This is a genomic window from Akkermansiaceae bacterium, from assembly GCA_024233115.1.
Taxonomy (GTDB): domain Bacteria; phylum Verrucomicrobiota; class Verrucomicrobiia; order Verrucomicrobiales; family Akkermansiaceae; genus Oceaniferula.
Genome location: JACKQB010000010.1, coordinates 1 through 26,586 on the forward strand (window position 1 = coordinate 1; position 26,586 = coordinate 26,586).

Consider the following 26,586-nt stretch of genomic DNA (forward strand, 5'->3'; position numbering starts at 1 on the left):
GTCCTTCGTCGTCAGCGGCCACAACCGGGTGAGAAGCGTCTGCCTCGGCCTTTATGGCACCGGGGATGAGTCGGACGCCCTCCTGCCGGCGGGAAACGTCACGATCCCACCCAACCACCCGGTCCCACAAACCGGAGCCATCGTGGAAGTCCGTTACCTCTACGCCTTCCGGGAAAGCGGCTCCATCTACCAGCCCGTCTACCTCCACGAGCGCAACGACATCCCCGACACCGACTGCACCACCGAGCAGTTGAAATACAAACCCGGGACAGCGCCCGTCGGCTAGAAACCCCTGGATACCCGTCGCCCCCGACACGACGGCCCTGCGACTAAACCCACATCAAAAGCCCGCCCCGGCTCCGGCCGGGGTGGGTCTTTTTTTTAGCTGTCGGCGGGATTGCCCGGCCATCTCTACTGGTGTCGCCGCCACCCGAAGGCGCTTGTCGAGAAGACCCCACGGAAGGACCGCATTGAACACTTCGGCCGCCACCGTCTTCTGATGCTTCCCTTTCTTACCCCGGACGGCGATGACCGGAGTAATTGAGTCCATGAGGAGGTAAGGCTCCATGCCGCACAGTGTGATGTGCTCACGGATAGGAAGCCCAGAGCGGCGCTCGACCATCATCAGCACCATTCTTTCCCCCACTGAATGGGGTTCGGGTTCGACGCCGGCGTTGACGACCACACGCCCTCCTTTGGAGTCTGTGCTTTGCCCCTCGGTGGCCTGCAACCCCTGATCTTCCGTTGTCTTCGTGGATTCGTTCTCCACGAAGGAAGTTGCTTGGACCACTTTTGGAGCTATTTCTGTCTTTTCCGTTGTGTTCATCTTTTTTGTTTGTCTTTTGTTGTATATTGATAATGAGACACTTATGACCAAATCCTAACGAAAATTACCCCCCTTGGTCCAAGTGGTCCAAGTAACTTTTCCCGTTTTTGCAAAACAGCAAAGAAAAAGAGACGAGATAACGCGACGGTTATCTCTGTCCGTCTGGAATCCATCGTTAATACTGCGTTAAATCCATCGTTAATACTGCTTTAGAGACCTCCTTTGTCCTTACGAATCCCACTTATCCTCCCGCGTTGTTCCCTTGTTTTGTCCTGCGTAATGTTGTCTGTCACTCCTTCGATTGCGATCCTCATTCACTGGGGTGGGGTGGCTTGGAGGGGACTCCTATGTCGCCGGGGTGCCATCGCGAACCCTGGGGGGCGGATCTGGAAGTAGGTGCCGGACGCCCCCCCGGGATTTCTCCATTGCCGGGCAAGTGCTTTGGAAACACCGAAACGGGGTCGGTCGAAACGGGCCCGGCGAGGAGTGAATTCAGTCCCAAACGGGTGCTGATACCTAACAAATAGACCCCCGGTTTGTATGAAAAGTGTATGAAAACCAAATCCGGAGCGTGGCCGGTGCCCGCGAACCCTTGTAAACAAAGGGAAGGGGGGTGGCGGACCGACAGGGATTCGAACCCTGGATACCCTTTTGGGGTATACTCCCTTAGCAGGGGAGCGCTTTCGACCACTCAGCCATCGGTCCTTTGATGGGGTCGCTGTGGACGACGGGCGTAGTTGGAACATATCAAACAGGATTCGTCAAGAGGTGATGCTACAGATTTTGAAAATAATAACGATCGGTTCCCTTGCGATGTTGTGACATCGATTGACAGATTTGAAAATTGTCATCCCCGGTCATTTGGCTATTTGTGAGCCATGCACCTTAACAAAAACAGGAAGACCCGCATTATTGCCACTTTGGGGCCCGCGACGGAATCGGATCAAATGCTGGAGGCCTTGATAGAGCGTGGTGCCAATGTATTCCGCTTGAACATGAGTCATGCCAAACATGCCTGGGTGCGTGATATCTGTCCGCGGATCAGGGAAATCTCCGACCGCCTTGGCAAACACACCGGCATCCTGGTTGACCTCCAGGGTCCATCGATCAGAACAGGCGACGTGGATGGTGAGCTGGTCCTGAATATCGGTGATACCGTGGAGTTCCGGAAAACCGGCATGGAGCCCAGCGTCAAACTGTCGACCACCGTCAACTATGAAGGACTGATGGCGGATGTGTCCGTGGGGGACCGATTGATCGTGGACAATGGTAATCTGCTGATGCAGATCAAGGAAACCGGGGCTGGGAGGATTTTGTGCGAGATGAAGACACAAGGCACCATGGGGAGTCGACGCCACATCAACCTACCCGGTGTCAGGCTCAACCTTCCTGCCTTGACCCGCAAGGACCACCAGGATTTAGCCGTCGCGTGTGATTGCGGGGTGGATTTTATCGCAGGATCGTTTGTCCGTGATGCCAACCATGTCCGGGAGCTCAGGAATGCGATGGTCGAAAGAGGTGGCAATGCCCAGATAATTGCCAAGATCGAAGACCAGGAGGCGGTACGGAATATTGATGAGATCATCGCGGAAGCTGACATCATCATGGTGGCACGAGGTGATCTGGGGATCGAAGTGAATATTGAAGAGCTCCCGATCATCCAGCGCAAGATCGTCAAACGTTGTATGGTCCTGGGGACGCGTGTCATCGTAGCCACGCATATGCTGGAGTCGATGCTGACCAATCCGACACCCACCCGGGCCGAGGTGACGGATGTTTCCAACGCGGTCTTTGAAGAAGCCGACTCCGTCATGCTGAGTGGAGAAACCAGTGTTGGGAAATATGCATTGGAATGTGTGGAAATACTCGACCGTATTGCCCGCAGGATTGAACGCACCGGTGGGATGGGCTACGGCAAAGAGGCGCAGCTTAAAACCGAGCGACAAAAAACCGTCCGGTCGGCGATCCAGCTATCCGATTCCATCCCGGAGGCCAGGATTGTGGTATTCACGCGACGGGGTAACATGCCGGTGCAGACTTCATTGCTCAGGCCTCATTCCTGTGTGCATGCATTTGCCCCGGATGCCGAGACCTGTCGCAAGATCACCCTGGCAAGGGGGGTTGTGGCCAGGCAGCTCGATTTTGAAGGGGGCCAGGACGCCATGCTTCATCGTGCGATTGAAACGTTGAAGGCCGAGGGCGCCGTGGTGGAGGGAACCCCATTGGTCGTGATATCCGATATGGTCCAGGAGGGGCAGGTGGTCGATTCCATTCATCTGATCCATGCCTGACCTGTTTTCAAGACCAGGTTCCAAAAACCAGCAACACCAAGTCCAGTATGGTAGAAACCAGTAACAAGGCAGGGAAGTTGTTTCTCTGTATGATCGGGGTGATGCTGATATTCGCTGGCGGGGTTTTTGAATGGCTGATGATCCGCAGTTACATGCATGCCAAGGCGAGCCGTGACTGGCCGCAGGTGGATGCCGTTGTGTTGCGTTCCGTGGTGGACGAACGGCATGTCAATGGGTCCCCGACCGAGTTCCGCCTGAACATCCTCTTTGGTTATAGTTATCAAGGAACGGACTACAGCTCGGACAGGCTCACACCACGGGGTGCCAGGTGGACAAAAAGTGCGGCGGCGGTGCAGCAGCTCGCTAGTGAATATCCGGCGGGATCCGGCCATACCGCCTGGGTGAATCCCGGGCAACCTGAGTTGGCTATTTTAAAACACGATACCCAAGCAGCAGGATACACGGTCTGGTTTCCAGCCCTTATCATTGTAGGGGGATGCGGGATGATTTTGGGAGCCATCAGGAACCCCGGCAAGTCCCATACCTAACGAATTTTATCTGCACGGACACCCGGGAAGGCCTACTCCGCGATCACCCTTGCTTTGGGCGGCTTGCGGAAAATAGGATCCTGCTTGCCCCGGGCGGGAGTGGTGAACATCGTTGTTTTCCAATGGGGGTCCATCATCGGTCCCGTCCCCTTGAATTGAAACAGTCCCATGAAAGGCCTCAGCGGGAGCGCGATGACGCCAAACAGGCCACGGGCATTCATCCGCACTAACAGGTCGATGTCTTTTTTCTGCAAATCGATGTTTCCCTCGCCGGTGAACTTGAGCGAGCGGGTGGTGGCGAGGAAGTCATTCGAATACACCACGCCATTGCGGATTACATACGTGCAGGAGGCGTCCTTCGCCGTTTCCTCGGTGGGGTTTCTCTTTCCTAACACAACTCCGATGAGGGGGGACAGCGGGCCAAGTATGGGAACGGAAAACAGGTTGCCTTTTTCCAAGGCGAGCGAGCCCTTGCCGTTGAACATACGCATATTGTCGTCGGCACCACTGAAGTCGATTCTACCCGTGAGGAGCCCTCGCTCGGCGTTGTCGAATTTGTAAAGTGCCCCGATATCCTTGAGGTGCATCCTGCGGAACTGCATATCGCCGCTGTATTTCGTTTGGGTAGGATGGGAGGTGAAGACACGGACATTGCCGCTGCAGGCCCCCTGAAAGGTGTAGAACGACAGATTATTGACATCCACCCGGTCATCCCGAATACTGACCTTCGCCTTGAGTCGGCTTAATGTGAGTGGCTCGTCCAGGAATTGATAATTCATTGACCCCGGGCTGCTCAGGTCAATGGTGAAGTTTGTCTGGTTGCCGCCCAGCCGCAGGTCGAACGCGCCGCTGGCAGACAAGTTGGGCGGGCGGTGGAATTGGTACTGCTCGACGTGGTTGGCAACCCCCGGAACGAAGAGCCTGACAATGGGGGCGGGCCAGGCTGTGCCTGATATGTGTTGCAGGCTAACAAGGTTTTTGTCGACATCCACAGTGATCGATGCCGCGCTGACACGCGCCGACGACGGCCCGCCGTGTCGACGTCTCAAGATGTAGTCCTTGTAATCAAAATTGGCCTTAACGTTGGTGAAACTGGAATGCAGCTGGCTTAATGCATAGTCGCCCGACAGGCTGTGCAGGGATGTGTCCCTGAAAGAAAAATTCTCAATACTAGCATGCCCCTCGGCTTCCCACTGGGTGAGGTCGTAACGGTTCATCGACCCGGCAGCGGTGATCATCACCTTCGATGCGTCGGAAAACTCGGCGCGTTCAAGTGCGCGTTCGATCCCTGTATTGGCGAGAAAAGGCGTGTAGGCAGACGGGGGCAGGGTGGAATAGGCCTCGTACCGGACCGTGGCATCTTTCAGCAGGATACGCCCTTTCAGTTCACCTTGCGCGTGGGTGACGTGCAGGCCGGTGAGGAAGGCATCGGTGCCTTGGGTGGAAAAGTCGGTTTTGAGGTGTTTGAAACGTGACCCCAGGCATGAAAAATCACTGATCGTGGCATGACCTGTCACCAGGAGGTCCGGCTGGTAGTTCTCATCGAGGCTGATTTCGCCGGTACACGACACCACGGGAGGCGTCGAGAAGGTCAGCTGGGTCATGATATCGACGTCGAACAACTGCCTGGCAAGCCGCTGGAGATGCAGGCTGGATTCAGCCTCAAAGCGACCTTCGCGCAGGAGCGGTCGGTAGTCGGCACGGGCCTCGAGTTTCCCCGAGCTGTCCCTCATTGAAATCCTGTCCAGCGTGACAAGTTTGTTTTTGTAATCACCACGGATTTCAACATCCCTGAGGATCGAGCCATTGCGCTCAAGCTCCGAGGCTTTGAGGATAAAATCGAGCCGGGCAGAGTCCGGGTTATCGACGTTGCCTTCGAGATAGAGTTTGAGTTCGGGGGATTTGTCTTTCGGCCAATGCCACTCGTTGATCTCCTGGATGATGCGGGCGATGAGTTTGACCCTTGCGACGCGGGCGTCCTTGACGGGTTTGGGTTGTTTGGGGGCCGAGAGATGCTCGCTCCATATATGGGCGTCGAGCGAGAGACGGATACCAGCAACCATGCCGCGCACGCCCCGGGCTTCGATTGTGCGTTTATCGGGGAGAAACATGTCACCCTTGAGGTCGTGCATCACGACCCGCGGTCCTTCCGGGTCATCAGGATCGATGGGCAGCGAGATGTCAGCCTTTTTCAAGGAGACATTGTTCACCCTGACCTTACCCCGCATGAGTTTGGTTTTATCGACATCGATCACCAGGTGCTCGAGCCGGGCGACGACTTCCTCCCGGCTATCGTCAGCATAAACACGCACGCCTTTGGCGACCAGGCCACGGGTGGGTTCAAAGCGCAGGCTCTCAAAGTCGGCAACCACTCCGAGGTTCTCCAGCTCATGGGCAATCCGCTCACGCCAGTGGTCGTTGAGACCTGATTGGTTCAAGTAATACACGCCACCGGCCAGCCCGCCAAGCGCCAGGCCCATGCAGAGCACAACGATGAATCTGATATGGTGGAAAATGCGTCGGCGCAGCATGATGTGGTATTCTACCTTGGATTGACTGGCTACGCAAGGCGGCGAATGATGAATCCCAAGGAATGATCATTCCTCAGCATTCCCCGGGTTTTCCGGGCCATGGTCTGATTCTTCAGGCGCACCGTCATCGATGATTTCACCGGCCTCGATGGCTGCCATACGCTGGCGTTCCTCCTCGTGTGAGTGAATCTGGAGGCTGGCATGGACGCCGTGGCGCGCGGCGGCGGCCTTCATCACATTGCGGATGGCGCTGGCGGTAAAACCATTGCGGCCTATCAGCATGGCAACGTCAGACTGCGCAACAATGAGCCGGAAACTGACACGCCCCTCGCCGACCTCGGCAACACGGAGCTGGGCCTGATCTGGATGTTCGATAAACTGCAGGGCAATAAATTGTAGGAAATCCCTAATCTGATCCGTGGTTTCTTGCATAGGCAAAGACTGGAATCCGAGGGCGTGAATGTCGAGCAAACTCAATCACCCAATCGGGGAAATTTCCATATTGCGAAAAACCTCCAGGCCTGCCCGTCAGACTCCTCATGTGGTGATGGTGATGTTTTCGAGCGATCCCATCGACCTCGGACCAGCTGTGGTAGAACGGGTAGCCACACCTCAAACGGTGGTGTCCAGCATGTTGCGCGCTCTGAGGTTTTGGGCATTGCCTCTCCTGGCCTCCTGCTCCCGGACCGGTCGCTCACGGCAGTAACTCGATGGAGAAAAACCTCCTTGCTGAACCGACCGGGATATCCTGGGTGGTTTCAGAGAGCGTGCTGTGGGCATCGACATTCGGGATCAAGACTGCCCAGTCCTTGACCGGAGTCGACAGATCATCGCTGTACAGGATGTTGAATGACAAGCCCGGTGCCGATGGCCAGGCCAGTCTCATGGAGGACGCTGACAGAAGTGATGGCCGGACTGCAAAGGATGAATTCGGATCCAATGGATCAAGGTCCAGGCGCAGCTCGGAATAGTCATCGATGTTATCGTTGTCTGTATTCGGGTTGTCAGAATCCGTTTCTGTGAGGCCGACCAAACCATCGCCATCGATATCCTCCAGTAGGTCGGCAAGTCCGTCGCCGTCCGTATCAACGGTATTGCGACCATCTACGTGATAGGGGAGGGCAAAGGGATCGTCGGTAGCTGGTCTCGGTGTTGCACTTCCGGTAATCGGCCAAATAGTGCCCAGACTTCCCCATTTTCCGTCCAGTTCCCGTGCCATCGCCCGCGCCATCCGCACGACCCGTGCAGGTTCTGATGCAGCGACATCGTTCGATTCGGTAGGGTCGGTAGCGAGGTTGAAGAGAAGGAATGAATCATCGCTATAGCGATAGGCGAGCTTCCAGTCTCCCTCGCGATACCACCCCTTGCTCCCGTTCGGGTAGTGCAGCAGATACCGCTGCGGGCGATGGAACCCATCTTCTCCACGAAGGTAGCCGCTGAGATCATATCCGTCGGTAAAATGGGATGCGGTCACGTCAACGAGCGACAGAATGTCGGGGCGATGTCTTCGATGCCCACAATGTCGTGCTCGACGCCACCAGAGGTAATGGGATGGCTCTGCTGCATCGGATGGTTGGTGGTCGGTTTTGCCCACGAAATCATGAGCGGAACACGGCAGCCGCCCTGGTAGGTCCCATCATTCTTCATCCCGCGCATCGGAAAATCGTTGAAGGGCGCGGCGGGAAGCTGGCCCTGGGTGGTTCTGTGAACGGGGTTCTCACTGCCGTTATCCCCCAGATGGATAATCAGGGTTTCCTCGGCGATACCCAGTTCCTCCAGATGACGGATGACATCCCCAAGTGAAACATCAATGGCTTCCACCATGGTGCAGAATTTTTTGTGGTCGGCATTGAATGCGTCACTGTAATCGCCGGTCGCATCAGGGTTGGTCGTTTCAGGGTCATGTACGCCATAGTAGGACATGTAGGCGAAGAAGGGTTCGCCGGCACCGACAGCATTGCCCATTGCCTTGTTTAACTCAATGGTCAGCGCCCTGGTCAAATACATTCCAGTTCCCTTGTAATGATCCATGTTTGGCATCGCGCGATTGGTCCCCTCATAACCATCCGACGCATTGGCCACATAACGTGCTGGCTGGCCGCTATTTGAACCCGCGATATTGATGTCGAATCCGACAGCCGTTGGGAATTGCGCATAGTCGCCAATTCCTCCCAAATGCCATTTTCCACAATGGATGGCACGGTAACCCTCGGGCGCCAGCATGTGGGCCAGGGTGACATCGGACGCATCAAACCCCTTGTGACGCCAATTGTTCGGACCAGTTCCAATGTCGCCATCGAAGGCCAGATGATAGGTAATACCGTGCCGCGCTGGATGTAATCCGGTTAGGATCGATGCACGGGACGAACTGCATTTGGGCGTGGCATAGGCCTGGGTAAACTTCATGCCCTGGGATGCCAGCGTTTCAAGATTGGGCGTTTTATGGAGGATATTCAGGTTGGTAATCAGCGGCGTGCCAGTGTCGTCGTATACGCTGTAGGCGAATGGCACGGACAGGTCGGTCACCCCCCAGTCATCGACCAGCATCAGCAGGATGTTAGGTTTGTCAGGTAGCATCGTCACCTTCAGATCGGTCTGAACCGTGCCGACTTCATTGCTGGCAATGAGGGTATAGGTGGTTGTTACCGCAGGTTGCGCGTTCGCTGATCCGCTTGCAGCTACTGATCCGACTGTGCTCAACGTGACCGTATCCGCATCCGTGGTATCCCAGCTGAGCACTACCGGCGTGTTCGGCGGCACGGCACGGTCATCCACTGAGAATGAAACGATGGACGGGAAGCCGGCAATGACCTCAAGGGCCCCGGTCACTTGAATGTTATCGATGGTGTGGGCGCGGGATGTAAATGTATGTGTTGCCGTTGAGTTGCATTGCCAATGGAAGGTAACTGTCGTGTTGGTCAGTCCGGTGAAATTCGACAGATCAACATTGCCAGCGGCCGAGGCGGGTTCCTGGTAATCGGTTCCGCCATCATGGGTGAAACCACCCGTTCCGACTTCAGTGGTGACACCACCAACGGTGATACTCAGCACCCATGCATTGTCCGCGGCAGTGCTCAGCGAACTATAAAAACCGTAATCAAAGGAAATCGAGTTTAGGTCAAGTGTTCTCCCTGCCGGGACATTCACAGTGAAATGCATCGCGTTCCCGCCCGGTGCAGTGCCACGGCTGGTGACAGCGGCCTTGGAGCTGCCCAGCGCAGTGCCATTGATACTGCTGACAATCCGACCGTAGTGATCGGCACTCGCATTATCCGTCAACTCAAAATCACTGAAGGTCAAACCTGCGCCAAGCGTATTCGTATCCGGTGCCGTGTAAACGATAGCCGCCCCCGATCCGTTGATCTTGGTGGCATCATTAAAACCATAGCTGACCGCACCAGCTTGAACGGTAGCCGGGCCAAACAATAAACCGCTTAGAAAAGAAATAATCGTGATCTCACCAGGCATGTTAGAGTGGGTGTTGGACTTGGAGGCATTTTGATTCGCGCAAGAAAAAAGCCTCCCCAGATTTCCGGAGAGGCTAAAACACATTGATTTCAAATTTTTCTATTTCCGGCGGCGCAGGATGAGGGCAAGCCCACCGAGGCCGAGAAGGGCCGTGGTGGATGGCTCGGGAACGGCGGTATATGTAAGGGTAATATCGTCTAACCAGTTGGATTGGTTATCTAAGTTATTGCTTCGCTGGCCGTCAAAGCCCCAAGTGAAAGTCACCGTGGTGTCGGATAGCGCGGTCAAGGCTGAATCCAATGTGACCGTGTAGGGATTATTGGGATTCCATTGAAAATTAGCGCCGCCATTATGTGTCCAGGTTGTGGAGCTACTGTCATAATTGTAAGTGTTGGCACCTTCTTCCACTTGCAGATACCATATGATACCTGAAGTCGATGCGTTGCTATTGGCATCGTTAAAATAACCGTGTGAGAAACTGATTGTTGTGAGATCCGCATCCGCGCCTGCGGCGATATCGACTGAGAATGACATCGTCTGTGACTTATTGCCAGCAGTCCAATCATTTCCCTCTGCCGTAATTCCGGCTCGCCCGACACCTGTATTACCTGGGGTCTGGTTTCCAATTTGCCCCTGGTCTCGGCTGTCACGCAATACAAATGCACCAGGTGAGAGGCCTGGGCCTGTGATTGAATCCGCGCCTGAGTAAGTATCGCATGCCGTTCCATAGACATTGTCACCTATATTACCCGCTGTTTCGAAATTGTAGACAATCGTGGCCGCAGAAGTGGCGCCAACGAGTAGTGCGCTTGCAAGAGATGTGATAGAGGTCTTTTTCATGATATGTATTTTTGTTCGGGCTAGATCCGACGTCGTGACTCGCTTTCCATCGAAATGGGAAAGCCTGATCTTCGCCATTCGAGATGTATACTATCTAAAACCCCCAGCGCTGTCTACGGCGCGATCGCGCCCTTTTTTTTCTTGGAACCAACACCTGTCGGTGCATCAACTCAGAATAGGGGGGTGACAGAAACTGCAACAGAATCGATGTCGGGCAAACTGGCCAATATGAGTCCATCTGGCTAGGTGCGCGATCGCGCCGCTTGAATTTGGTATTGTTTGTTATGGTCGACCGATTCATCCTGACCGTATCAAATGATGTATTGGCCAGAGAGATTACTTTTTGGGGCGGCACTGGCACTGGTGCTTCTAGCCTCCGAGGGCATGCTTTCCGCTGCCACAGCTGCCGAGGATTCCTATTCCGAACTTTCCATCGAGGAAATTGAAGAGGCGATCAAAACCACGCAGGCCGAGCTTGATCAGCTTCCGTTGCGGCTCATCCGAGAATCCGGTGGCACCCTGGGACTACGGATCAATGGAAAGGACAACAAACCGGAGAAATCCTGGGTGGAGGTCGACCTCGGGGAGCGTAGGAAGTTTGACTGTATCATGCTGGTGCCCGTTGTTTTCATCGATGAGAACCAAGCATCCTCCACCTTTGCATTCCCCAGGAACTTCCAAATACGAAGCTATAGCAGCGCAGAGGATGAGATCGGCCAGTTATTGTTCGACTCCGCCACAGCGCCCCTGACACCTTTTCCCAGCAAGTCTCCAGTCATTATCGACTGTCCGGGGGCTGCAGCCCAGCGGGTCCGGTTTATCCCCATGGAGCTGCATCAGGTGTTTGACGAGGCCGGATACATCTATTGCTTGAGCGAGCTACTGGTCTTCGACGGCAATCACAATCTGGCGCTCCGCAAACCCGTGTCCACCCGTCACTGGACGCGACACAACCCCACCTGGCACAAGCAATACCTGACCGATGGCTACCTGCCCTATACCGTTCCCAGCACCAGGGGAGAGAGTAGTATCAACGGCAGCCGTATGTTTGTTCCGGCAAGGACGAACAGCCCGGCAACCATCACAATCGATCTCGGCAGTGAACAGCAGATAGATGAAGTCCGTCTCTACCCGTTACATCCGGACCGGAACTTCGCCGTATTCCATAAAGCGGCCATGGGCTTCCCCAGGAGGTTCGATATCGAGGTCTCCAAAGATGCCGGATTCAGCTCGCCCTCGACCATTTTCCAAGCCGGATCTGCCGGGTTTTTATCTCCGGGCCACCGGCTTGTTTGCTTTTCCGCAAACGGTACCCGCGGCCGCTATGTCCGGATCAGTGCCAGCAGTTTACCGCAACACCCACAGCGGAAAGGTTCCATTTTTGCATTTGCAGAAATCGAAGTCCTGGCAAAAGGCGAGGTCGTATCCCGTGGTATGGATGTGGATTTCTCACACGACATTGATATCAAACATTTCCCCCCTTCGATGCTGGTCGACGGCATGTCTTCTAACGGCACCATCCTTCCACTGCGCTCCTGGTTAACCGGACTGGCAAAGCGTAACGAACTGGAAGTCCAGCTCGCAGCGCTAAATACGGTGCTGCAGGACCGGTATCTCCGCCAAACACGCATCGCACAAGGCTTGAGGTGGGGCATCGGCATCGTATTATTTATCACGCTGGCAGTCTATTTATGGCAACGCATCGTCCGCCAACAACAAATCCTTCGCCTACGCGAGGACCTCGCCGCCGACCTGCACGATGAAATTGGCGGCAACTTCAGCGGCATTGCGCTGCTTTCCGACGAGCTCGCAAATGAGGAAGACATGCCGGAGGATCACATTCCGCAGCTCACTAACATTGCAAACGTCGCGCGGAGTAGCGCGGTCAACGCACGCTCCCTGGTACGCTTTCTCGAATCCCGCTACGTCACCGGAAAGCTGCTCGAAGAAATGCAGACAACAGCCAAAATCCTTCTGACCCAACACCGGTATCAATTTGACGTCGAGGGCTACAGACATGTCAGTAAACTCGAACCGAAAGACAAGTGGCATCTACTCCTGTTTTTCAAGGAGGCTCTGAACAACATCGTGAAACACGCCGATGCCACGGACGTGGATATCAACTTGCATTTCAACGCTCAGAAAATGACACTCTCCATCGTCGATAATGGCAAGGGGCTCGACGACAGCAAGACCCGCCCTCCTGCCCACCTCACTACGCGGGCGCAGAAACTCAACGCAAGACTTCAATTTTCCACACCGTCCGATGGCGGCACAGCAATCCTATTGGAGAAACAACTATGAGCGAACAAGCTATCCAGATTATGGTGGTGGAGGACAACACCGTGTTCCGCCATGCCATTAGCTCCTCACTGAACAGACAAGAGGGGTTCCATTGTGCGGCGGAAGCGTCGACCAGTGATGAAGCCTTCCAGCTTTTGAGCGACGGGGGAGTGCAGCCTGACATTATCCTGCTGGATTTGAAGATGCCGGGCACACACGGACTTGATGCCATCCCACGCCTCCTGGAGCTGTCGCCCCCAAGCCGCATCATCATTCTGAGTCAATCCGACCATGAAGTTCATGTACTGCAGGCGATCACCCGCGGAGCCTCCGGCTACCTGCTCAAAACCGCCACCCGTAGTGAAATACTAGGCAGTATTGAGGAGGTCTATCAAGGCGGGGCAAGCATCGACCCCAAGCTTGCACACATCACCATGCAGCTGATTCGCCGCATCCAGCCCGAAGCACCCGGGGAAGGAGGGCGGATACTCAACGCCCGCGAACTTGAAGTCCTCCAACTACTCAGCGATGGCCTGGTAAAAAAGGAGATCGCGGAAAAATTGAACCTGTCCCCGCACGGCATCGACAAGCGCATGCGTCGTATCTACGACAAACTCCAGGTCCACAACGTCGCAGCCGCCGTCGCCACCGCCGTGCGCAATGGTTGGATTTGATGTATACGGCGGCCCCCGGGCCAGCAAACTGTCCGGTTTTTCCTGACCGGTTCAATTCCGACATAATGATCAGTTAGCATTGACCGGAACCCGGTGCTCGCATAGTTAATCACGTATTATCAACCCACCCGACAAACCCATACATTAGAAACCATGAGCTTGGCACACCTCGCAATTGCAAAGACAGACGATTTGCCGATCAGGCACGAAGGAAACGTACACAGCGGCAAAGTGCGGTCGGTTTATTGGCTGACGGCTGAAGACAGTGCCAGGATCATCGGCGAGCGTGGATATGATGTGGCTCCCGGCACCACGCTGGCTGTCATGGTGATCAGCGACCGGATCTCGGCGTATGAAATCATCTGGCAGGGGGAGGACGGCTTGCAGGGGGTTCCCGGCAAGGGGGCGTCCCTCAATGCCACGGCACTGCATTGGTTCCAGGAATTTGAAAAAGCAGGCCTGGCGGGCAATCATATCCTGGAGTCACCCCATCCCCTGGTGTGGATTGTGCAAAAAGCCGCCCCCGTGATGGTGGAGGGGATTGCCCGGCAGTACATCACCGGCAGCATGTGGCGCGGTTATGCCCGGGGCGAACGCAGCATTTGCGGTATCCCGCTTCCGGAAGGACTGGAAAACGGGCAGAAGCTCGACCAGCTTCTGATCACACCCTCCACCAAAGGCATCCTTGCAGGCATTCCCGGCGTTCCGGAAAAGGACGATGTGGATGTTTCCCGGGAGCAGATCCTTGCAAACCACCAGGCCTTTGCCTTCCGTCAGCCTGGGGATGTCGCGCGCTATGAGACGTTGCTCGCAGAGGGCTTCAAGATGATTTCCGACCAGGCGGCCAACGCTGGCCAGTTGCTGGTGGATACCAAGTTTGAATTCGGCTATGTGCCCAACTCATCGGGCGATGGTTATTCGATGATTTACATCGACGAGGTCGGCACGCTGGATTCATCCCGTTACTGGGATAAGGAAGCCTATGCCGAAGGCAAGATCGTGGAAAACTCCAAGGAGATGTTCCGCAAGTTCCTCTGTGACTCCGTGCCGGAAGCGGATGTCCTGCTCAACAAGGAGCGGATGGCTGAGCGCGAGGAGTTAGGGAAGTCGTTCAAAGTCCCCGTCGAAGCCCTGATGGCAACCAGCGAGCTCTACAAAAACACCGCGGAACAACTGACCGGACAGCCGGTTCCGGAAATTGCCAACGCCCGCCAAGAAATCCTGGACGCCCTTGCTGCCTACGGGATTGTTGAGTAAAAGCAGGGCAGCTTGCAAGCTTGCCCAACGCTATCGCATGGCAACGGCCTCGCCGATAAAATGGAGGATCTCCTTACGTCCGTCACCCGTCTTGGCTGATGTCATGTAGACCCTTGGCAGGCCTTCACAAAATTCGGACATCGCCTCCTTGAACAAATCAATGTTGCGCGTCACGGCTCCAGGTTTCATCTTGTCGGTTTTCGTGAAGACCAGCACAAAGGGGACCTCGTATTCGATCAGCCAGGCGGTGAACTCGAGATCCAGTTTCTGCGGTGTCAGCCGGGAATCGATCAATACAAAGACACAACGCAGGTTTCCACGGTTGACCAGGTAGTCGGAGACAAACTCGTTGAATTTTCCACGGTGATGCCCCGCTGCCTTGGCGTAGCCGTATCCGGGCAGGTCAACCAGCGACCATTTCCTGTTGATCAGGAAAAAGTTAATCAACCGTGTGCGCCCCGGGGTGCTGGAAACCACGGCGAGGTCCTTCCTGTTGGTCAGCGCATTGATCAGCGATGATTTACCGACGTTCGACCTGCCGATGAAGGCAAACTCAGGCAGGCTGGACTCCGGGCACGTGGCCAGGTCAGGGGAGCTGGTTTCAAATGTGGCCGACTGGATTTGCATGCCCTGTCATTGTCTGCAATCCGGGCAAGTGGCAATCAAAAAGAAAAGCCGCGGTTTTAGTGAAAGTAGTTCTGTCTAATGATGACATTTATTAGGAAGTATGTGCCGCCACAACCTTCTGAGTGAAGGTGCGTATCTCCCCAGTGATACGTATAGCATTGCTTACATTATGGGAATCAATAATCAATCAAAAATAGTTGACTGTGCAAATTGAATCTGCTCTTTGAGTCTTGCCTAACAATCATTGGGTGGGGAATTAAGAAGCCTCGAAACAGGTGGTTCGATGAGTACCACAAACTCGTCGCCAAACCGACAAAGGTCGGGGAGGCGGCGGTGTATGTCCAAGCCGACCTTTTTGGGAAGCCAAAGATCGTCGCGGTCGACCTGTTTCGATCTTCTTAACTCCCCGTCCACCTGGGATGGCTCCCTTTGTTTGGTTCCAATACTATACCCCCCAAAAAATGAATATTCGTGTGTTGTTATTTGTTCTGACGTTTTTTGCCATCGTGGCACTTGCACTTGTTCCTATTTGTCTGGCTTCTGAAAACAACTCTACCCCGCTAGATACAGGTCTAACTGGTAATCTCTGGACAGGAGAAGCCTTGGTTGGAAAACCATCCCCCCCACGAAAAAAGCCTGACTACAAGGCAAAACAAACCTTCACCCGCTTGGAAAACGGACGCAGTGTGACCATCCAGGAAGTCGAGCCGCCTCAGGAGGCGCAGAAGCCGGACAAGCCGTCACCGCCCGCCCCGCCGGTGAAGGAGCGGACCACACCCCTGGCGGGTGGTGGGAAGCCCCTGTCCACCGAGTTCATCGTCGTATCCTCCACCGTCTACGGCGAGGGCGACAACACCCTGACCAGACTCACCGTCTGGAACAGAAACGAACAGCTCACCTGCTGGTCCAACATCAACGGACATTACCTGACCGGCTTCGACCAGTTCAAGGTGGAGGGCCAGCCCTACTGGATGATCCCGACCGCCGGGGACAAGGCCGGTCTGGCCCAGGCCGCGGATGACGGCTGCCCTGTCCACAGGTTTGGCAGGGGAGGCAGCACACCCCGTTTCATCTTGGAAAAAGACCGGCAGACAAGTCCCGGACTGCGGAAAATCGTCTCTGATCTGCACAAGCTCTACCGTGTCGAGAAGCCCCGGCTCGCCGCCGCCCACGCAGCCAGAACAAGGAACGCCCGTCTGCGGGCGGGCTTGCCGAAGCCTCCGCCCGGGCCGCCCGAACCCGTCACCATCCGCTTCTGGAGACGTGACATGGCCAAAGAGCAAGAGGAAAGGGGGGCGGGGCAATGAAGCTTCTGGTTCCCCTGTTTCTGGCCGGACTCACGAGCCTTGCGCCGGCCCAGCCGCAGCCAAGGGTCACCCCGCTGACAGCGGACACCTTCAACCTCGACTGGGAGGGCATCACAGGCCGCACCTACTTCGTCCAGTATTCCCTCGACCTCGTGGCCTGGCAGTTCATGCCCGTCATCGAACCAGGAAACGGCACCCCGCTCGGCTACGGATTCGACTGTGGCGGCGAGCGCATCTTCCTGCGCCTTAAATACACCGACGAACCCACAAGCAACCCGCACAGCGACGACTTCGACGCCGACGGCATCAGCAACTGGGACGAGGTGCGCGATGGCGGCACCGGCACCGACCCCTTGCTGGAGGACAGCGACGCCGACGGCATCCGTGACGACGGCCTTGTCTACGCCGCGGTCAACGACCCCGACGGGGCCCACCTCACCCCCGCGCTGGCAGCCGGACTCCGCGCCCGCTGGGACATCCAGCCCGCGCCTGACAACACCACAACCTACCAGGACACCTCCGGAAACAACCACCCCCTCACCCGCAACAGCCTGGTGGGCACCGACAACGCGGAAGCCGTCATCTCCCGGTCCTGCGGTCTCTCCGGCGGCCACCTCTCCACAGACTCGTCGGCAATGGACGGACTGCTGCACTTCAGCCTCTCCTTCTGGATGCGGCCGGAGAAAGACAGCCTCTCAGGAGCCAGCGCCAGCCTGAACCGCACCCTCTGAAGCTACTCAAGCACCAGCACATTCCCGCCCATGCTGACACTCATGCTCCGGAACGGCAACACCGTCGAACTCCGCCAATACACCTCGTCGACAACCTGGGTGAGCCTCGGCGTCTGGAGCGCACCGGACAAACTCGACGACGGCCAGTGGCGCCACCTCGCACTGGTACGCCGCAGCGGCTTGGGAGGCACCCGCTACCACCTCTTCATCAATGGCCAGGAAACAGGTAATGACTGGGGCGGCGGCGGAAACACCCTTGCCCACACCCCGTCGGGCTACATCCGCTTCGGAGCCGCCAACTACTTCCCCAACCTCCAGACCTACCCCGGCCACCTCGACCGGATCCTGCTGCACGGACGCGCCCTGACCGACGACGAAGTACAAAGCCTCTATCGTGCCGACATCGACCGGGACGGCCTCTGGGACATCACCGAGCACCGCAGCAACCTCTGGCGCGACCTCAACGCCGACGGCGTCCGCCAAGCCTCCGAATACCACCGCTGGCTCTCCCCCTACCATCAGGACGATCCCGGCGCCGACCACGACAACGACGGAGTCAGCTCGGCCGACGAACAGAACATCCACCACACCAACCCCGCCCACCCCGACAGCGACGGCGACCTGCTTCCCGACGGCTGGGAGCTCGACCACGGACTTGATCCCAACGACTCCTCAGATGCTACCACCCTGAACAGACTGCTCTACACCTACAACTGCGATCCCAATACCCCCGGTGGGGACACCGACGGCGACGGCACCAGTGACATCGACGAGATCAACGGCCCCGACGGCGCCCCCGAAACGCCCGACGGCTCCCACCCCAACGATGCAAGGGATGGAGGTCAGCCAATACCTTCAGACCAACGCTTGCTTGTTAACCTCGGAGTGGGAGATCAGAGTCCCAGCCATTCCGAGGACTACGTCCTGCACGTTTACCGCATCGACCCCGACACCGGACAGGAACACCGCTACTACACCCTGCGCAGCGGCGGCCATGGCCAGTATGCCGAGAAAATTGTGGGAGCATTCTGGAAAGAGGACACCTACACTTTCCAGATCGACTGGCAGAGCAGCAACGGCAACCACTCCACCGACCCCGGCAACCCGGACGGAGCCGACTTCGACTACACCTTCAAAGTAGATCCTCAAAATTCTGGTAGCACAATCAAGATTGAATCCTATGACCCAAAGCGTAAGATGTTTGATCAGAACAAGATTTTATTGGCAGACAAACGATCTAATGTTGAGGGCTTTCTGGAAACTGTAGAACCGATGCGGGTGGTTGTGACCACTGTCGATATTGACATTATTCACCCTGCCACTGGTAGGTTGGCAGAGGACAAGGAGGACATGGGGGATGGTGGCTATGTGGCCATCAAAAGAACAAGCGATTCCCCTGTGACGAAAATCAGTATCCCCAGACATCCATTCTTTGCCTCTTTTGTGGATATAGATGGGGGCAACTACATCTTATGGGAAATGAAATTTAATGCTAATAGTCGCTATAAGATTGTTGGCGGTTCCTATGAATACCAATCAGGAGTAAGATTTTCACCCTACCAAAATATTGAATTGGATATTGAGGGGATGAAGCGAAGCCTAAGCAGAGGTAATGAAAAAGTTGAGCTATCTCTGTTGATTGGAGGTGAACAATATTTGTTCGGCGATGTATTGGACGAAGCCAAATTTACCGTCGTAGAAGCTGAGTTTGATATCTATTTCAGAACATTCATACCCTATCAATGGGTTGCTTTACCGCATCCAGCACATGATATTCCTGGTGATGGAGACTTCTTTTTTGGCGAAGTGGCAAAAGGGGATCACAGAGCATTTGATCATACATCAGCCAAATATAGAACGTCCCAATTTGGGGTGGTGATACCTTACCCTGATCTTTCTACATCGAGATTTAAAAGCGTAGATGGATCGAAAGCATACGTTCCGAGTGTCGGGATAACAGAACATTTTGACAAAGCCACATCCCTAGCTAATCCTGTTGCTATTGCCAAACATCAAGGTCTAGATCCGCCAAATTTGCTGTCCGCTGCTGCATTAGCTGATAATGTGACGGGCGCGCCTCTCAAGACCAACTGGGGATATGCCGATACAAGTGACATGCACTTCGACTTGCATAGTAGTTCAACACCAACACATGCGGTATATAACATTCATGGTTCGGCATCAGAACCCATAGTTGTATTCGCTGCATCCATTGATTGGGACGTGTTACTTCATATCGATGTGAGCGATCCACTGATACCAACATATTCAATGAATGGTGAGCAAGATGGGTTTCCCGCATATGAGGTATTTATTTATTCTGGGAAAGGTGATCCTGAACCTATGAATACGAGTCATGTTTACCAGTGGATACCTCCTTTGGCTCGTGATGTGTTAGCTCTATTGCCGGTAGTTGCTACAGAACCTGTTACTGTTCCTGTTAGGTTAATTAAACAAAAATAGTATGCACTATAAAATTAAAATAATCTGGGCTGTGATTGCCTTATTGAGCTTGAATTATGGCGTATTTGGCAATGATCAAAGAGCGGTAATTGACGATCTTTGCCTCAAAATCGATGAGGCAGACTCTATAGATCGATTGCGAGAAATGTCTTCTGAGCTAAACGCATCGGACAAAAAATATCTATATTACAAGCTAGAGAAAAATTTGTCGCATTCTGGCGTTAGAGATATGTTCCTTTCTGCGGCAGAAAAAGACCCAAATGGGAGTGTCAGAGCCTATGCAATTCGTTCGTTATCGAGTGCTGGTGAATCTTCTAAAGAGTATCACCAAACTTTATTGAGAATTCTCGCGGAGAAGCCATCCGTCAGTCGATCAGTAGCAGCGAAAGCTGCAGCATCAAGTCGTATCGAAGGAGCACTCCCTCTGATTATTGGCTTATTAGGTGAAGGACGTTTAGATGAAAAAGTCCATATTTTAGATATTATTCTAAGCTATAGCGATGATATTCTCGAGTATCGCAACGAGATAGAAGCTCACTTTGAAGATATCGAGCAAAGCATCAAAACCCAGCGTAAGATGCTACATAGAAATAAAAATGATCTCAAAAATCCACATATTCCAGCTAATAGGGCGCAAAGAAATGTGGAGAAATTACGGGAGATTTTTTCAAAGACTCCACCAGTCGAAAAGAATGCTGCCGGTATTGTGTCGGGTAATATTGTGACCGAAGAACTAGTGCCCTCTAATACAGCAAAAAGTGAAAATGAATACTCGCTGGGTTCTCTAGAGAGCGACTCAGCCTTTGACAAAAAACCTGATAAGCATAGTTGGGTATGGTTTGTTTTTTTGGGTGGGGTTATATGTGTCATCTTTCTCGTAGCTGTTAAATTCAAACGATGATCCGCATATTGCAATACAGCTTTCTTTCCTGTCTATATGCGTGGATGTTTGTCGTATTGCATTGGAGCATTGTGATGTTATGCGCCACCAAAGCAGGTGATTATTTAGTGGTGCTGATTTGGGCAGGAGTTATCATATTTTCTATTTGGTTAGTGATTGTTTGGCCTTTCTACTTGTGGGTGCCAACAAGTTCGTTCTTGTGGCAGAAGAAAATTGCTATTCCTTCGGGCGTTGTATTAGGGCCTGTTGCTATGTTTTTGCTAGGAGTGGGTGACCTGCTCAACAACTGGCATGTTTTACTTGATACCGTTGTTGTTGGGGCATTGATACCGAGTCTGTCTATTTCATTATTTAAAGAGAAATTATCCAATTGGTAAACCCCGCTCTGCTGGGAGACGTGAACGGCGGAGAAGGGCAATTTTGAACAGGTTTCAGGTAATAGTTGCTATTTTGACGATTTGTGGCATTTTTGTCACAGATGGACAAAATAGAAGCTCTTAAGTTGCGCAACCCGGATGCACTGATTCATACGATAGGTCGTCGACTGCGCCGACAGCGCCTTGCCAAGGGCTGGACCCAGCAGGAACTGGCCGAGCGTGCAGGCGTCAGTGTTTCCACTCTGAAGCTGATGGAGCAGCAGGGCAAGGGCTCTTTGCAGCGGCTTGCCAAGGTGGCGGTCGTGCTTGATCTGGATGCGGATTTACGCACGCTCTTTAGTGGCCAACGGAGTTTTGAGTCGCTGGATGCCGTCGAGCGGACCAAACGCCAACGCGCGCCACACAGAAAACACCCCGGCAAGTAAGTCTATCGAACCCATTTTATGAAAATCGAAATTCTCTATCTCGGCGGAAATGAACACAGTGTGATCGGGCATCTCGCCGAGGCGGATGATGGTCGGGTGTTTTTTGAATATGACCCCGAGTGGACAGCGCGGGGAATCGAGCTGTCACCTGTTTACCTACCCAATGACACCCATGGTTCGGTGACGACGCCCACCCCGGAATTCGGGCCATTGTTCGGATTGTTTGCGGACAGTTTGCCGGACTGGTGGGGCGAGCAGATGATGAAACGCTATTTTGGCGACAAGGGGATACCATGGAACAAAGTGACAGCCCTGCAGAAACTTGCCTGCGCGGGTGGCCACGCCATGGGGGCGATCGGGTACGAGCCGCCACTGACAGGTGGCACCTTCCGCGAGGAGCTTACCGTGGAAATCGCGGAGTTGGTGAAAAATGCGCATTCGTTTTTACATGGCAAAACAGAAAACATGTTGCCTGGCCTGATGCGATCCAGTCTGTCACCGGGAGGAGCCCAACCCAAGGTCTTGTTAGGTTTCAACCGGGATTTTTCACGCGCCATGGCGGGGGGAGGGCACTTGCCTGAGGGGTTTGAGCGCTGGTTGTTGAAATTCGATCTCGACCCCGAGTATCAACACGGCAAGGAGGAATACGCCTTTTCCCAGATGGCGAGAGCCGCCGGGATCCGTATGGCGGAGACCCATCTACTGGAATGCACCGACGGCACCTCCCATTTTCTTTCCAAACGCTTCGACCGGCCTGGTCAGGCGAGACGACACGTGCACACATACTCCGGCCTTACCCACACCCTGGTGCGCGAGGGGCTGGAGTATGGAGACCTGATGGATTTAACACGGGTCCTGACCGAAAGTGAAGTGGAGGTGGAAGAGGTGTTCCGAAGAGCCTGTTTCAATGTTTTTGCCGGCAATGACGATGATCACAGCAAGAACCACGCCTTTCTGATGGAGCCTGATGGCCAGTGGTATGTATCACCGGCTTACGATCTAACCAGCACGACCAATCCTCTGGTCAGTGGAATGCGTGCGGCCTCAGTCAATGGCAAGAGTGTCAATGTAGGGCGCCCGGATTTAAAACGCCTCGGCGAGTCGCAGAGTGTGCGTCGGATCGACGATATCATCGAAGAGGTTCTGGCGGCGATCAACGACTGGCCAAAGTGGGCTGAAAATGCCGGGCTGGTCCAGTATCGGGTCGAACAGGTTGCCGAGGAAATGCCCGGCCTGGGAGTGTGATTCCGCTGCTTTTCGAATCTTCCACCATGCGCAGCAGCGGTGAGAATCATCTCGCCAAGCCCCGGGTGTCACGGCTAGGATGGCGGGCATGTTACCCGTGCTACAAAGATTAACCCGAGGTCTGGCCATGTATGCTGTTGTTCTAACGGCAGGAACCTTCACCCACGCGGGTGATTTTGAAACCGCCTTCCGGACGGAGGTAAGTGGGTTTCTCAATGGTCTGGACAAGACGAAGAGTGATGCTTGTTTACAACCGCTCGCCGGTAAGCAGCGCTGGCAGATGCAATACACTGGAGGGAAAAGACCGGGTATCAGGATAAGCCAATTGAATGCCGTGCAACGGGCAAGCCTCGAGAAGGCGCTGCGTTTGGTGCTTTCTCCCTACGGTTGGAAAATGGCCCATGAAGTCGCCAGACAAGATGCCAAAAAGGGCGAAGATCCACTGGGGAAATACTGGATCACATGTTTTGGTGACGCCCGAAAAGGTGACTTTGCATTCCGCCTGGCCGAACATCATCTAACCATTGTCCACCTTGAGGTCGTCAAGGGTGAGACCAGGGAGTTTGGCCCCATTTTACTGGGTGCGAATCCACCCAGGCTCTGGAAGGCGGATGAGCAAGCCCTGCTCTCTGCGTGGCAGGATGCCGACAACACGAAGCTGCTCATCAAGGATAAAATGGCAGTCGCTACCGAAGCCATGCCCGAGGGGGAGGGGGTGCTTTTTACCGAGCTCAATGTCCGTGCCCAGACAGCCGTCAAGGCAGCCTGGCAGCTGCGGCTGAATCTATTTACCGCACCGGTGAGAGCCAGAATCAACAAACTCCACACCCAACACGGTGGATGGGAAAAATCCAGGGTCTCGTTCTACCATGAAGTCCCTACCAAACGCAGCATCGATGGCGGTCGGTGGGACTTCAAGTGCGGCCTTCCCGGCATGGTCTGGGATTACCAATCAAGCACTGGCCACATCCACATGAGTCTGTGGGCCAAGTAGCAAGTCAGGCACAGATCCAGAAATCGACACCCTCCGTTCTGCCCGATGCCATCAGATCGGCGCGAATGTTGTCACGCGCCCCGCGAGTCCCGACGTAGCTGACGATCACAGCTTGATCGATCGGGGGCAAATCTCCAGCGGATACGGTCGGCCTGCCGTGAAGGCATCGCCCGATCTTGCGGGGGTCGATGTCGATGAATCCGGACGCCGTTTTCCAGGCTGTCTCCAGTGGTCGGGCACACCTCCTCGCCGGTCTTCCAGCCCCCCAGATCCACAGCTCCCGGTCAGCACATCCGGCGTTGCAAATCGCCTGGGCGAGGTAGGGTGCCTTACATTGATGGAAGGCTGCCATCGCGTAACGCTTGTCGTTTCTTGAAAGCCGCGTCGGCGGGTCATACCAGTCGTATAGCACTTCATCGACTTTAGCCACATGCACACCACATGACATCCAACGCAAAAACATCTCGTAGTCCTCGGGGAAAGTGCCATCGCGATAGCCTCCGTAGCGTTCAACCAATTCCCGACGATACATCAAGGTCGGGTGCGCCACCGGCAGGTCGATGAAACGGTTAAGCGCGATCTCCCCGGTGGTGACATGGCTGTTCGTCCAATCGACATGATGCGCGTAGCCGGCCGCCGTTTCTGTATCACCGGCGAATCGGGCCAAACAGGAAACGGCACCCAGTTCCGGGTGATTGGCGAGTGCCTGGAACTGCTTTTCGAGTCGGTTAGGCAAGGAAACATCATCGGCATCCATCCGCGCAATGATCGGGGCGTCCGCCTGGGAAAACCCGGTGTTTGAAGCGGCTACCACCCCCTGATGTGAGCGTCGTATGAGGTGGATCCGCGGGTCGTTGACAGCCAGACCAGCCACCAAGTCAGCAGAGTGATCACTCGAGCCGTCGTCCACCACGATTAACTCCCAGTCGGATAAAGTCTGTGCCTGAATGCTTTTGACAGCGCGCGCCACCGATGCCTCCGCATTGTAGCAGGGCATGACGATGGAGATGGCGACTTGTGCTTGAGGCGTGATACATTCTTTCTAGCTGAATGAGCGCGACGAGTGAATCCCTCTTTCCATTTTCGTGTATTTAGCGTATTGCGCGGTGGCATCCAGCTTTCCCAACCATGCATATCACCACTGACACCCTGGACACCTGCATTGATCTCGTTAGGTCTGTAGGCGCATTCCAACTGCAACATTTTCGCAAAATGCCCGACGGTGCCGACTCGATCAAAGCGGTGCGGGAAACCGTATCCTTCGTCGATGTTGAGTCAGAAAAAATGCTCCAGAGCGGTTTGTCGCCCTTGGTGGAGGGGGCCGGGTTCTACGGTGAGGAAAGCGGTAAATCAGGGTCGCAGGAGCTTGTCTGGATTGTCGACCCGTTGGATGGCACCACGAACTACCTGAGTGGACTCGACCAGTTTTCCATATCAGTTGCACTCGTCGAAAATGGCGAACCCGTTTTAGCGCTTGTCTACAAACCGACCACCAACGAAATCTACTCGTGTATCAAGGGGCAGGGGGCGTGTTACAACGGCGCGATCACCCGGCCATCCCATCCTGCGGCGACGGAGGTTGATGCTCTTTTTTCCACCGGCTTTCCCTATCGTTCACCGGATGTGGCGGGGCAGTTTTTCAAAGCGGCAGCTGACATTCTGACGCTTGGTCGTGGTATTCGCCGGTCGGGTTCAGCCGCCCTCGATGTGGCCAATCTCAGTATGGGCTGGGTGCAGGGGTTCTGGGAAACGGACCTGCAACCCTATGATGTCGCTGCCGGAATCCTGCTGATGAAGGAAAATGGAATCCTGGTCACCAATCAACGCGGCGAGGACTATGATATGTTTTCAGACCGACTGATGGTGGCGGCTTTACCCAATGTCCATGCCGCGCTGTTGGCTACGGTCGCGAAGGCCTATGACCTCTGATTCAACGCGTCGACTTGTCCATTGAGCGTGAGTAGGTCGTAGATATATCCAATACCCAGCAAGCCTCCCGTGAGCAGGAAGATGAGGCCGGTTCCTATTTTACCTAGATAGAAGCGGTGCAAACCAATGAATCCGAAGATCCAGGCCAGGTAGCCGATCAGAAGACTATGGGTCGGATGTTGGGTTTTGTTTCCAGCACTTGTCATGACCGGATGATGCATCACATCTTGCCGATTTGCCATTATAATGCAGCCATGGTTTTGTAGGAGACCCGACCATAAAAAACTCCACATTTTACAGCCATGCACTACAAGCCTCCCATGAGCAACGATCCTTTACATGGCATCACCCTTGAGCGGATGCTGACTGAGCTGGTCAAAGAATACGGCTGGGACGACCTGGCCTTCCGCATCAGGATCAATTGTTTTAAGAACGACCCCAGCATCCAATCCAGCCTCAAGTTTCTCAGGAAAACCGCTTGGGCAAGAAACAAGGTGGAGATTCTCTACAAGCAGTTTTTGGGACTCAAGGACCCGGAGCGGAGGATTTAGATGACAAACAATAACTTTACGAAAAGAAGTCGAGCCGGGCATCCGGGTTGGTGGTCTCAGGCGTGGTTTGCTGGATGAGTTTCTTTAATGGAAGGTGGGCCAATGGAGATGGCTCGGAAGGTCGGAGCTGCACCTTCCTCTGAATAAACTCAGGCAGTGAAACGCCTTGTTTGTAGGCTTGGTTGCGCAAGCTATGGTACAGGGTGTGGGGCAGGGTGATGGTGATTTTTTCAGTCGGTTCGGCTTTCATAATGCCTGCATGGTGACAGGGCAATATGAACGCATGATGAACATTGTGTGAAAAAACATGGAAGTGTG

The 26,586-nt window shown here is 54.6% G+C and carries 26 protein-coding genes and 1 tRNA gene; 16 read left to right on the forward strand and 11 right to left on the reverse strand.

The features are described 5' to 3' along the window. On the forward strand, positions 1-286 hold a 286-nt coding region (locus H7A51_19620), incomplete at its 5' end, for a hypothetical protein (GenBank protein ID MCP5538429.1). 54 nt (positions 287-340) lie between these two features. Here H7A51_19620 and H7A51_19625 read toward each other — a convergent pair. Both H7A51_19625 and H7A51_19630 read right to left on the reverse strand, forming a co-directional pair. Next, a complete protein-coding gene (locus H7A51_19625; protein MCP5538430.1) occupies positions 341-769 on the reverse strand; it encodes a hypothetical protein in 429 nt (142 codons plus the stop codon). A gap of 671 nt (positions 770-1,440) precedes the next feature. Then, positions 1,441-1,531, reverse strand: a tRNA-Ser gene (locus tag H7A51_19630). A gap of 173 nt (positions 1,532-1,704) precedes the next feature. Between H7A51_19630 and pyk the strand changes: the two genes are divergently transcribed. Together pyk and H7A51_19640 are read left to right on the forward strand one after the other, a co-directional pair. After that, positions 1,705-3,117, forward strand: a complete 1,413-nt coding sequence (pyk, locus tag H7A51_19635) for a pyruvate kinase (protein MCP5538431.1) — start codon at positions 1,705-1,707, stop codon at positions 3,115-3,117. Between the two features lie 47 nt (positions 3,118-3,164). After that, the gene (locus tag H7A51_19640; protein MCP5538432.1) at positions 3,165-3,665 is read left to right on the forward strand and encodes a DUF3592 domain-containing protein; all 501 of its coding nucleotides are present in this window, start codon (positions 3,165-3,167) and stop codon (positions 3,663-3,665) included. Positions 3,666-3,697: 32 nt separating this feature from the next. Here the strand turns inward: H7A51_19640 and H7A51_19645 are convergent, their stop codons facing one another. From H7A51_19645 to H7A51_19665, 5 genes are all read right to left on the reverse strand, one after another. Then, positions 3,698-6,196, reverse strand: a complete 2,499-nt coding sequence (locus tag H7A51_19645) for a hypothetical protein (protein MCP5538433.1) — start codon at positions 6,194-6,196, stop codon at positions 3,698-3,700. Positions 6,197-6,262: 66 nt separating this feature from the next. Then, a complete protein-coding gene (locus H7A51_19650) occupies positions 6,263-6,628 on the reverse strand; it encodes a KH domain-containing protein (GenBank protein MCP5538434.1) in 366 nt (121 codons plus the stop codon). A 262-nt stretch (positions 6,629-6,890) separates the two neighbouring features. Continuing rightward, positions 6,891-7,670, reverse strand: coding sequence for a hypothetical protein (locus H7A51_19655; GenBank protein MCP5538435.1), 780 nt, complete (start codon positions 7,668-7,670; stop codon positions 6,891-6,893). Next, positions 7,667-9,664: a sulfatase-like hydrolase/transferase gene (locus H7A51_19660; GenBank protein ID MCP5538436.1), complete on the reverse strand. Its 1,998-nt coding sequence runs from the start codon at positions 9,662-9,664 to the stop codon at positions 7,667-7,669. The genes H7A51_19655 and H7A51_19660 overlap by 4 nt, the downstream gene beginning before the upstream one ends. 99 nt (positions 9,665-9,763) lie before the next feature. Then, on the reverse strand, positions 9,764-10,504 hold the full coding sequence (locus H7A51_19665) for a PEP-CTERM sorting domain-containing protein (GenBank protein ID MCP5538437.1): 741 nt from the start codon (positions 10,502-10,504) through the stop codon (positions 9,764-9,766). Positions 10,505-10,819: 315 nt separating this feature from the next. Here H7A51_19665 and H7A51_19670 point away from each other — a divergent pair, with 315 nt between their 5' ends. The 3 genes from H7A51_19670 to purC all read left to right on the forward strand — a co-directional run bounded on the left by H7A51_19670 (position 10,820) and on the right by purC (position 14,718). Next, entirely contained in the window at positions 10,820-12,808 is a 1,989-nt protein-coding gene (locus H7A51_19670; GenBank protein ID MCP5538438.1) for an ATP-binding protein, read from the forward strand. After that, positions 12,805-13,461: a response regulator transcription factor gene (locus H7A51_19675; GenBank protein MCP5538439.1), complete on the forward strand. Its 657-nt coding sequence runs from the start codon at positions 12,805-12,807 to the stop codon at positions 13,459-13,461. The genes H7A51_19670 and H7A51_19675 overlap by 4 nt, the downstream gene beginning before the upstream one ends. Positions 13,462-13,614: 153 nt before the next feature. After that, entirely contained in the window at positions 13,615-14,718 is a 1,104-nt protein-coding gene (purC, locus tag H7A51_19680) for a phosphoribosylaminoimidazolesuccinocarboxamide synthase (protein MCP5538440.1), read from the forward strand. A 30-nt stretch (positions 14,719-14,748) separates the two neighbouring features. Here purC and H7A51_19685 read toward each other — a convergent pair whose 3' ends face one another. Then, complete coding sequence (locus H7A51_19685) at positions 14,749-15,345, reverse strand: YihA family ribosome biogenesis GTP-binding protein (protein MCP5538441.1); 597 nt, start codon at positions 15,343-15,345, stop codon at positions 14,749-14,751. 461 nt (positions 15,346-15,806) lie between these two features. Between H7A51_19685 and H7A51_19690 the strand changes: the two genes are divergently transcribed. The 8 genes from H7A51_19690 to H7A51_19725 all read left to right on the forward strand — a co-directional run bounded on the left by H7A51_19690 (position 15,807) and on the right by H7A51_19725 (position 23,788). Further along, positions 15,807-16,652, forward strand: coding sequence for a hypothetical protein (locus tag H7A51_19690; GenBank protein MCP5538442.1), 846 nt, complete (start codon positions 15,807-15,809; stop codon positions 16,650-16,652). After that, a complete protein-coding gene (locus tag H7A51_19695) occupies positions 16,649-17,383 on the forward strand; it encodes a hypothetical protein (GenBank protein ID MCP5538443.1) in 735 nt (244 codons plus the stop codon). The genes H7A51_19690 and H7A51_19695 overlap by 4 nt, the downstream gene beginning before the upstream one ends. A gap of 30 nt (positions 17,384-17,413) precedes the next feature. Next, complete coding sequence (locus H7A51_19700; GenBank protein MCP5538444.1) at positions 17,414-19,846, forward strand: hypothetical protein; 2,433 nt, start codon at positions 17,414-17,416, stop codon at positions 19,844-19,846. Between the two features lies 1 nt (position 19,847). Further along, entirely contained in the window at positions 19,848-20,747 is a 900-nt protein-coding gene (locus H7A51_19705) for a hypothetical protein (GenBank protein MCP5538445.1), read from the forward strand. After that, on the forward strand, positions 20,744-21,124 hold the full coding sequence (locus tag H7A51_19710; GenBank protein MCP5538446.1) for a hypothetical protein: 381 nt from the start codon (positions 20,744-20,746) through the stop codon (positions 21,122-21,124). Before H7A51_19705 ends, H7A51_19710 begins: the two co-directional genes overlap by 4 nt. 101 nt (positions 21,125-21,225) lie before the next feature. Continuing rightward, positions 21,226-21,549 (forward strand): helix-turn-helix transcriptional regulator, encoded by a 324-nt coding sequence (locus H7A51_19715; protein MCP5538447.1) that lies wholly within the window; start codon positions 21,226-21,228, stop codon positions 21,547-21,549. 18 nt (positions 21,550-21,567) lie between these two features. After that, the gene (locus tag H7A51_19720; protein ID MCP5538448.1) at positions 21,568-22,794 is read left to right on the forward strand and encodes a type II toxin-antitoxin system HipA family toxin; all 1,227 of its coding nucleotides are present in this window, start codon (positions 21,568-21,570) and stop codon (positions 22,792-22,794) included. Positions 22,795-22,921: 127 nt separating this feature from the next. Next, positions 22,922-23,788, forward strand: a complete 867-nt coding sequence (locus H7A51_19725) for a DUF3500 domain-containing protein (GenBank protein MCP5538449.1) — start codon at positions 22,922-22,924, stop codon at positions 23,786-23,788. 4 nt (positions 23,789-23,792) lie between these two features. On the opposite strand, the gene H7A51_19730 is transcribed toward H7A51_19725, so the two are convergent. Then, a complete protein-coding gene (locus H7A51_19730; GenBank protein MCP5538450.1) occupies positions 23,793-24,785 on the reverse strand; it encodes a glycosyltransferase family 2 protein in 993 nt (330 codons plus the stop codon). 131 nt (positions 24,786-24,916) lie between these two features. On the opposite strand from H7A51_19730, the gene H7A51_19735 reads away from it, so the two are divergent. After that, positions 24,917-25,717, forward strand: coding sequence for an inositol monophosphatase (locus H7A51_19735; GenBank protein ID MCP5538451.1), 801 nt, complete (start codon positions 24,917-24,919; stop codon positions 25,715-25,717). On the opposite strand, the gene H7A51_19740 is transcribed toward H7A51_19735, so the two are convergent. Next, positions 25,705-25,923 (reverse strand): NINE protein, encoded by a 219-nt coding sequence (locus H7A51_19740; GenBank protein MCP5538452.1) that lies wholly within the window; start codon positions 25,921-25,923, stop codon positions 25,705-25,707. The genes H7A51_19735 and H7A51_19740 overlap by 13 nt on opposite strands. Positions 25,924-26,019: 96 nt before the next feature. On the opposite strand from H7A51_19740, the gene H7A51_19745 reads away from it, so the two are divergent. Further along, positions 26,020-26,268 carry a DUF2132 domain-containing protein gene (locus tag H7A51_19745; GenBank protein MCP5538453.1) on the forward strand — a complete coding sequence of 83 codons (249 nt, stop codon included), beginning with the start codon at positions 26,020-26,022 and terminating at the stop codon, positions 26,266-26,268. A gap of 16 nt (positions 26,269-26,284) precedes the next feature. Here H7A51_19745 and H7A51_19750 read toward each other — a convergent pair whose 3' ends face one another. After that, entirely contained in the window at positions 26,285-26,518 is a 234-nt protein-coding gene (locus H7A51_19750) for a hypothetical protein (protein MCP5538454.1), read from the reverse strand. Between the last annotated feature and the right edge of the window lie 68 nt (positions 26,519-26,586).

Excerpts from the sequence above, each read along its gene's own strand:
- pyk (MCP5538431.1), top strand. The coding sequence starts at position 1,705 with ATGCACCTTAACAAAAACAGGAAGACCCGCATTATTGCCACTTTGGGG.
- H7A51_19640 (MCP5538432.1), top strand. The coding sequence starts at position 3,165 with ATGGTAGAAACCAGTAACAAGGCAGGGAAGTTGTTTCTCTGTATGATC.
- H7A51_19645 (MCP5538433.1), bottom strand. The coding sequence starts at position 6,196 with ATGCTGCGCCGACGCATTTTCCACCATATCAGATTCATCGTTGTGCTC.
- H7A51_19650 (MCP5538434.1), bottom strand. The coding sequence starts at position 6,628 with ATGCAAGAAACCACGGATCAGATTAGGGATTTCCTACAATTTATTGCC.
- H7A51_19660 (MCP5538436.1), bottom strand. The coding sequence starts at position 9,664 with ATGCCTGGTGAGATCACGATTATTTCTTTTCTAAGCGGTTTATTGTTT.
- H7A51_19665 (MCP5538437.1), bottom strand. The coding sequence starts at position 10,504 with ATGAAAAAGACCTCTATCACATCTCTTGCAAGCGCACTACTCGTTGGC.
- H7A51_19670 (MCP5538438.1), top strand. The coding sequence starts at position 10,820 with ATGATGTATTGGCCAGAGAGATTACTTTTTGGGGCGGCACTGGCACTG.
- H7A51_19675 (MCP5538439.1), top strand. The coding sequence starts at position 12,805 with ATGAGCGAACAAGCTATCCAGATTATGGTGGTGGAGGACAACACCGTG.
- purC (MCP5538440.1), top strand. The coding sequence starts at position 13,615 with ATGAGCTTGGCACACCTCGCAATTGCAAAGACAGACGATTTGCCGATC.
- H7A51_19685 (MCP5538441.1), bottom strand. The coding sequence starts at position 15,345 with ATGCAAATCCAGTCGGCCACATTTGAAACCAGCTCCCCTGACCTGGCC.
- H7A51_19690 (MCP5538442.1), top strand. The coding sequence starts at position 15,807 with ATGAATATTCGTGTGTTGTTATTTGTTCTGACGTTTTTTGCCATCGTG.
- H7A51_19695 (MCP5538443.1), top strand. The coding sequence starts at position 16,649 with ATGAAGCTTCTGGTTCCCCTGTTTCTGGCCGGACTCACGAGCCTTGCG.
- H7A51_19700 (MCP5538444.1), top strand. The coding sequence starts at position 17,414 with ATGCTGACACTCATGCTCCGGAACGGCAACACCGTCGAACTCCGCCAA.
- H7A51_19705 (MCP5538445.1), top strand. The coding sequence starts at position 19,848 with ATGCACTATAAAATTAAAATAATCTGGGCTGTGATTGCCTTATTGAGC.
- H7A51_19710 (MCP5538446.1), top strand. The coding sequence starts at position 20,744 with ATGATCCGCATATTGCAATACAGCTTTCTTTCCTGTCTATATGCGTGG.
- H7A51_19715 (MCP5538447.1), top strand. The coding sequence starts at position 21,226 with ATGGACAAAATAGAAGCTCTTAAGTTGCGCAACCCGGATGCACTGATT.
- H7A51_19720 (MCP5538448.1), top strand. The coding sequence starts at position 21,568 with ATGAAAATCGAAATTCTCTATCTCGGCGGAAATGAACACAGTGTGATC.
- H7A51_19725 (MCP5538449.1), top strand. The coding sequence starts at position 22,922 with ATGTATGCTGTTGTTCTAACGGCAGGAACCTTCACCCACGCGGGTGAT.
- H7A51_19730 (MCP5538450.1), bottom strand. The coding sequence starts at position 24,785 with ATGCCCTGCTACAATGCGGAGGCATCGGTGGCGCGCGCTGTCAAAAGC.
- H7A51_19735 (MCP5538451.1), top strand. The coding sequence starts at position 24,917 with ATGCATATCACCACTGACACCCTGGACACCTGCATTGATCTCGTTAGG.
- H7A51_19740 (MCP5538452.1), bottom strand. The coding sequence starts at position 25,923 with ATGACAAGTGCTGGAAACAAAACCCAACATCCGACCCATAGTCTTCTG.
- H7A51_19745 (MCP5538453.1), top strand. The coding sequence starts at position 26,020 with ATGCACTACAAGCCTCCCATGAGCAACGATCCTTTACATGGCATCACC.
- H7A51_19750 (MCP5538454.1), bottom strand. The coding sequence starts at position 26,518 with ATGAAAGCCGAACCGACTGAAAAAATCACCATCACCCTGCCCCACACC.